The sequence below is a fragment of the Flavobacterium sp. Leaf359 genome (genome assembly GCF_001423985.1).
Lineage (GTDB): Bacteria > Bacteroidota > Bacteroidia > Flavobacteriales > Flavobacteriaceae > Flavobacterium > Flavobacterium lindanitolerans.
In genome coordinates this window covers 184146-190421 of record NZ_LMPW01000014.1, presented here as the reverse complement: position 1 = coordinate 190421, position 6276 = coordinate 184146, and the positions used below count along the sequence as shown (strand labels likewise).

Annotated in this window: 8 protein-coding genes; 4 read left to right on the top strand and 4 right to left on the bottom strand. The window is 34.9% G+C overall.

Translation table 11 applies throughout. The features are described 5' to 3' along the window. Positions 1 to 125 precede the first annotated feature (125 nt). The gene (locus tag ASG38_RS15285; RefSeq protein ID WP_056073015.1) at positions 126 to 569 is read right to left on the bottom strand and encodes a DUF4268 domain-containing protein; all 444 of its coding nucleotides are present in this window, start codon (positions 567 to 569) and stop codon (positions 126 to 128) included. A gap of 66 nt (positions 570 to 635) precedes the next feature. Here ASG38_RS15285 and ASG38_RS15280 point away from each other — a divergent pair, with 66 nt between their 5' ends. Next, positions 636 to 1274, top strand: a complete 639-nt coding sequence (locus tag ASG38_RS15280; protein ID WP_056073012.1) for a CoA pyrophosphatase — start codon at positions 636 to 638, stop codon at positions 1272 to 1274. A 52-nt stretch (positions 1275 to 1326) separates the two neighbouring features. Continuing rightward, positions 1327 to 2142 carry a 1-acyl-sn-glycerol-3-phosphate acyltransferase gene (locus tag ASG38_RS15275; protein WP_056073009.1) on the top strand — a complete coding sequence of 272 codons (816 nt, stop codon included), beginning with the start codon at positions 1327 to 1329 and terminating at the stop codon, positions 2140 to 2142. A 31-nt stretch (positions 2143 to 2173) separates the two neighbouring features. Here ASG38_RS15275 and ASG38_RS15270 read toward each other — a convergent pair whose 3' ends face one another. Further along, positions 2174 to 2809 (bottom strand): hypothetical protein, encoded by a 636-nt coding sequence (locus ASG38_RS15270; RefSeq protein ID WP_056073006.1) that lies wholly within the window; start codon positions 2807 to 2809, stop codon positions 2174 to 2176. A gap of 16 nt (positions 2810 to 2825) precedes the next feature. Continuing rightward, a complete protein-coding gene (locus ASG38_RS15265; protein ID WP_056073003.1) occupies positions 2826 to 3320 on the bottom strand; it encodes an RNA polymerase sigma factor in 495 nt (164 codons plus the stop codon). A 122-nt stretch (positions 3321 to 3442) separates the two neighbouring features. Between ASG38_RS15265 and ASG38_RS15260 the strand changes: the two genes are divergently transcribed. Continuing rightward, the gene (locus tag ASG38_RS15260; protein ID WP_056072999.1) at positions 3443 to 4747 is read left to right on the top strand and encodes an NAD(P)/FAD-dependent oxidoreductase; all 1305 of its coding nucleotides are present in this window, start codon (positions 3443 to 3445) and stop codon (positions 4745 to 4747) included. Here ASG38_RS15260 and ASG38_RS15255 read toward each other — a convergent pair whose 3' ends face one another. After that, positions 4748 to 5830, bottom strand: coding sequence for a DUF3810 domain-containing protein (locus ASG38_RS15255; protein WP_056072996.1), 1083 nt, complete (start codon positions 5828 to 5830; stop codon positions 4748 to 4750). Between the two features lie 163 nt (positions 5831 to 5993). Between ASG38_RS15255 and ASG38_RS15250 the strand changes: the two genes are divergently transcribed. After that, complete coding sequence (locus tag ASG38_RS15250) at positions 5994 to 6251, top strand: ferredoxin (RefSeq protein WP_056072994.1); 258 nt, start codon at positions 5994 to 5996, stop codon at positions 6249 to 6251. Positions 6252 to 6276 lie beyond the last annotated feature (25 nt).

The window sequence follows — 6276 nt, the reverse complement described above, 5'->3', positions numbered from 1 at the left end:
GTATGTCGCCGCCTTCCTTTGAAAAGGGTTCCCGTTAGGGAACCCTTTTTTGTTTTGGGGAAATCCCATAAATAAAATAAGCCAATCAAAATTGGCTTATAAAATTTTCGGAAAGCAAAAGCTATTTAGGTATTAATTTCTAAATCGGTTATATAATCCTGATATTCATAGAAAAACCTTTCAAAAGCATCCATGTTTTCGTAGAAGAAATCAAATATGGCTGGCCAGGTTGCCTTATTAAAAAGACTGATGCCTGTTTTTTCAACCCAAATTTTACTTATTACTTTCCCTGTTTCCAGATGAAAATTTCTTTCAAAAATAACGTCCGGAATGTATTCGTCCACAAGAATTTGTTTTAAAGACTCAATTTTTTCATAATAGATTTTTCTTTTCTCTTCGTCTTTTGATTCAATATCAATAAGTACTTGTGCTTTTTTATTGTCAACATAAAATTTAAAAGAAAAGTCTTTTATTTTAGTATCGTAAAGAAGCCATTTTCTGGGATATTCCTCAGCGAAATTGACCCAAAATTCTTTTTTTATGATTTGTGCTTCCGCCTTACTATACATTTGGATAAATAGATTTGATTAGAATTAATTTGCGTACCTTTATTGAATCACATTGCAAAATTTATAATGGATTTTCCGGTATTTTTAAAATATATCCCAAAAATAGAAAAAGAAACGCTACCAGCTGTAGAAGCCCATATAAAAATGGCTTCTTTAGATCGTATTTCTTCATTAATTGATAAATCCTACGATAGAGACGGACTTCGAAATGCAGCGGTCATGATGCTGGTCTATCCTAAAAATACAAAGGCATATCTGGCCTTAATTTTAAGAAATGCTTCCACAGGTATTCATTCCTCACAGGTGGCTTTGCCAGGAGGCAAAGTAGAACCGGAAGATATGAATCTTGCGACTACGGCACTTCGGGAAACTTTTGAAGAAATTGGTGTTCTGCCAGAAAGAATACAAGTTATAAAGGCCTTTTCTGAAGTATATATCCCTCCAAGCCGTTTTTTGGTTTTTCCATTTTTAGGAGTATGCCTAAGTGAATTAATTTTTGATCCGAGCCCCGATGAAGTCGCAAAAATGATTGAATTGCCTCTTGAAGATCTTATGGACGATACGAATTTGACAAATGTCCAATTAAAAACATCATATGCAGATGAGATTGAGGTTCCGGCATTTGACCTGCAAGGTCATATCGTTTGGGGGGCAACCGCTATGATACTTAATGAGCTTAAAGAAACGATAAAAAGAGTGCTTTAATAGCGATGATTTTGTATGTTTGCCGTTCTGTTTTAAAAATGCTGAATTAATTATGGGATTGTTTAAAAGAAATCCTTTTGGTCATATACTTTTTTTAAAAAAATGGCTTATCCGGGTATTCGGAATACTCACGCACAGGCGTTATAGAGGCTTTAATGAATTGCAGATAGACGGATCTGAAATCATCAGGGCACTACCGGATAGGAATGTATTGTTTATTTCAAACCACCAGACTTATTTTGCCGATGTTGTGGCTATGTTTCACGTTTTTAATGCCAGCTTAAAAGGCAGGGAAGATAATATTAAAAATATTGGTTATATCTGGAATCCAAAGCTTAATATTTATTACGTTGCTGCGAAAGAAACAATGAAAGAAGGTCTTCTTCCCAGAATTTTGGCCTATGCTGGAGCGATTACAGTTGAAAGAACCTGGCGTGCCAAAGGAAAAGACATTCAACGTGAAGTCAACCTAAACGATACTGAAAACATTAAAATTGCTTTAGAAGATGGTTGGGTAATCACATTTCCGCAAGGAACTACAAAATCTTTTAAACCGGTAAGAAAAGGTACTGCCCATATCATTAAGCAGCATAAACCAATAGTTGTCCCAATTGTTATTGACGGATTCAGACGTTCTTTTGATAAAAAAGGATTACGTTTGAAGAAAAAAGGAATACTTCAGTCTTTTATTATTAAAGAGCCTTTAGATATTGATTATGAAAACGACTCAATTGAAGAAATCGTTGAAAAGGTGGAATACGCGATTGAGCAACATCCTTCCTTTTTAAAAGTACTTCGACCGGAAGTTTTAGAAGAAGTCTTAAAAGTAGAAGAAGAGTTAAATAAAAAAAGAAGATGGGACTATTAATCCCATCTTCTTTTTTTATGACTCAATCTCATTAAAAATCAATCTTTTTCAATTCCTCATAGTTCTTATACAGCTTTCGCATCAGGATGCCATATAGCAATTTGTAGAAAAGCCAGAAGACAGAGGTAAATAGGATTATCATTATAAGCATACTGCCAATAAAGATTGCCATGGTTTTTATACCGTCATGCTCAATTTTATCCTTCATTAAGGCCAAATCAGGATTATAAAAATAAGCAATACAGAATCCTATTATCAGGCAGAAAATAGTCATTCCCAAATTATACCATATATATATATTTACCGTCCTTCGCGTTTTGAGGATGTTTTTCATCAGGACTTTAGTGGAATCCGTCGTTGAGATCACAATATAATTCTTGTAAAACGAATAGATGAAAAAGATAATAATTGCATAGTGAGTATATGAGAGCACTCTTAAAAACACCATTACATTGTCCATGTTAAGTTTATTGAAATACTCATCGTTATTTGAGAAAAGGCTAATTCCAATCCAAAATAAAAACTCGAATATTCCTATAATCAATATTAATCGTACTACAGAAGATGAACTCTTATGAATCATCTTATAAATATCTTTTTCCGAAACCTGTTGGAAGGAATCTGCCCTCTTCTGCCAGTCTTTCTTTAATAAATCTAATTCTTTCATATTTTTTATTTCCTTATCAAGGATTTAATATTTTCTTTAATTTCCCTTTAATCCTGTTCATTTTCACTCTCGCATTCACTTCGCTGATTCCCAAAGTTTCCGATATTTCCTCATAATCCTTATCTTCCAGATACATGAAAATTAAAGCTTTTTCAATGTCGTTTAACTGGTATACGGCTTTATACATTAATTTTATCTGTTCCTCTTCTTCATAATTATAATCCTCCTGCTTAATGAAGTGCTTTGTATTGTCAAATTCTGTTGTGGAAATTGACCGCGTGCTTTTCCTGTATAAGGTAATGGCTGTATTTAGTGCAACGCGGTAGGCCCAGGTGGTGAATTTTGAGTCACCTCTGAATTTTGGATAGGCCTTCCAAAGCTGGATTGTTATTTCTTGAAAAAGATCATTATGGGCGTCTTCACCAGACGTATATAATCTACAAATCTTGTGGATTATATTCTGGTTTTCTTTTAACTGTTTGACAAAAGACTTTTCTAAATCTTGACCCATGTTGTGTTAGTAGCGTATAAAGCAATTTTGTTACAAGTTAGCTAAATTTTATTTTTAGCAGGTCTGGAGTAGCCTTATTTTTCGATAGAAAACTTCGTATCTTGCAGTAAGAATAAAGTAAGATGAATATTCCACAGTCAGATTATCCAAGAATTGTTATAGTAGGCGGCGGTTTTGCAGGAATTGCATTGGCCAAGAAATTAAAAAATAAACCCGTGCAGGTAGTGCTTTTGGATAAGCATAATTACCATACTTTCCAGCCACTCCTGTATCAGGTGGCTACTGGCGGTTTAGAAGCAGGCTCGATTGCCTATCCGATCCGGAAAGTCGTGCACGAATATAAAAACTTCTATTTCAGACTGTGTCATGTCAATGACATCAACACAAAAAACAATAAAATTATAGCCGATATTGGCGAACTCCGATACGATTATCTGGTCATTGCAACAGGCTCGAAGACCAACTATTTTGGGAATAAGGAAATCGAAAGAAATAGCATTGCTATGAAAACCATTCCACAGTCGCTTAATATCCGTAGTCTTATACTCGAAAATTTTGAACAGGCACTTCTGACTGATGATGAACATGAGAGGAATGCACTGATTAATTTTGTTCTGGTTGGAGGCGGTCCTACAGGCGTGGAACTGGCAGGAGCTTTGGCAGAAATGAAGAATGCCATATTGCAAAAAGACTATCCGGATTTGGATATCAGCAAAATGCAGATTAACCTTATCCAAAGCGGAGACAGAATCCTCAATACAATGTCTGAAAAATCATCATCTGCTGCTGAAAAATACCTGAAAAACCTTGGTGTAAATGTTTTAAAAAACATCAGGGTGACCAGTTATGACGGAAGGACAATATCTACCAATACGGATGTTGTTTTGGAAACTGCCACATTGATTTGGACAGCCGGAGTACAGGGAGCAATGGTCAATGGCCTTCCGGCTTCTTCACTGATGGAAAAAGTTGAAAGAATTAAAGTGAATGAATACAATCAGGTAATTGGTTTCCCGAATATTTTTGCCATTGGAGATATTGCAATGATGGCCACCGAAGAATATCCGCAAGGTCACCCTATGGTGGCACAACCGGCATTGCAGCAAGGCCGATTACTGGGAGAAAATATTATAAAACTCATCCAAAATCAGGAAATGAAACCTTTCCATTATAATGATAAAGGGTCAATGGCAACAATTGGAAGAAATAAGGCCGTTGTCGATTTGCCTAATTATCATTTTTACGGTGTTTTTGCCTGGTTTGTATGGATGTTTGTGCATCTTTTTTCACTAATCGGATTTAAAAATAAGGCGGTGGTCTTTTTAAACTGGCTCTATAACTATATCCGTTTTGACCGTGAGGGAAGACTGATTGTGAGGCCTTACAAAAAGAAAAGCTTTACCAGTTTTACTTTTGATGAAATCTGATTAAAGAGGATGGTTTTTATAATAACCAATCATGAGCCCTACAAATTTGCTATAACTTTCCAGACCGTCTTTTTGCTGGTTTATCTTTAGGAAATGGTCATAGAAATAATGAAAAAAGGTATCGACAGGTGTTTGGTAGCTTTTCCAGAAATCTTTTGTTTCCTGAAAGTCTTTCAGTATTCCTGGATGGATAAGTGGCAGGAATTCTTTACTTTTTCCTTCTTGAATTTTTTCGAGATTGCTCAGGCAGTATTTCAAAGCATAAGAATAGCCTGAATACCGGAAATAATCGTCTTTATTATTTATTGATGCAAGATAGCCTATGAAATTGGCCTCGCTTTCTGAAGCATAGCCAATCTGGTGCGCCATTTCATGACAGACTGTTGTAGGGAAGTTGTATTTTGGAATTTTATAATTAACCTGTGCCTCATTTGTAAAAGGATTCAGGTAGCCGCCAAAACCCATATAAGTCAGCGGAAGACTTACCAGAGATTTTTTAATACTTGGAATTTGGTATTCAAAGTAGGGATGTTTTTTTTCAAGATTGCCATATCCGCTTAGCGTCATCACGTATATGGTTTTAATATCATAAGGACTGACAACCTGTGAGCTGTCATTTTTTACAATCCTGCTATGGATTTCATTGGTTTTCGCAATCATTCTTTTTGTAAATGCTTCCAATTCTTCCAAGGTATATTCTTTATCAATGTTCATTTTGGCATATAAGGGTATACGATGGTAATTTAAGCCCCACAAACAGTTGAAGAAAAAATAAAAAATAGAAATAGAAGCCAGAATAGAAAGTGTTTTTGATTTCCAGTCTGATTTCCATGATTTCCATGAAAGGACTTCTTTTCTTTTCTTATATAGTTTATACAACAGGAAAATAATCAAAACCAGATACAAAACATCACCTACAGAAAATGGAAGGCTGCCAAAAACGGTTCTTGAAATTTTAGAAACACTCAGATAGAAGCCATTACTGTAGTATTTTTCAATGACTTCAGGAAAAAAAGACACTATCTTGAGCAGAACTACCTGAATCACCAAAAAAATGCTCCAAATAATTTTTGATTTCTTCATAACAGAATGTTTGTTTCCGTAAATATACGACAGAACGATTTAAAGTTTTTTAGAACTCAAATTTTAGGCAAAAATTAATACCACAGACCCGTTCGGAAAGAATAATTAGTTGTAAAATTGCAGTAGGTTTTAACGCAAAATCAAGAGCTTACTTTGATGGTTTATGAAAAAGAAAAATGATGAGAAGATAATTTTTTTCTGTAACGGAAAAAAGTGTGGTAAGTACAATAAAGAGCCAAAAGATTATCTCAAAAAGAAAATTGTTGAATTTGGTCTGGAAGATAAGGTTTGCGTTTCAAAAATGGACTGTCAGGGAATGTGCAAAAAGGCTCCGGTAGTTTGTATACAACCAAAAGATGTCTGGAAAAAAGAAGTTTCCGTAAAAAAAGCCAAAAAAATATTTGAAAAACATATCCTCTAACACCGGCCTTAGCCTGGGGGATTTT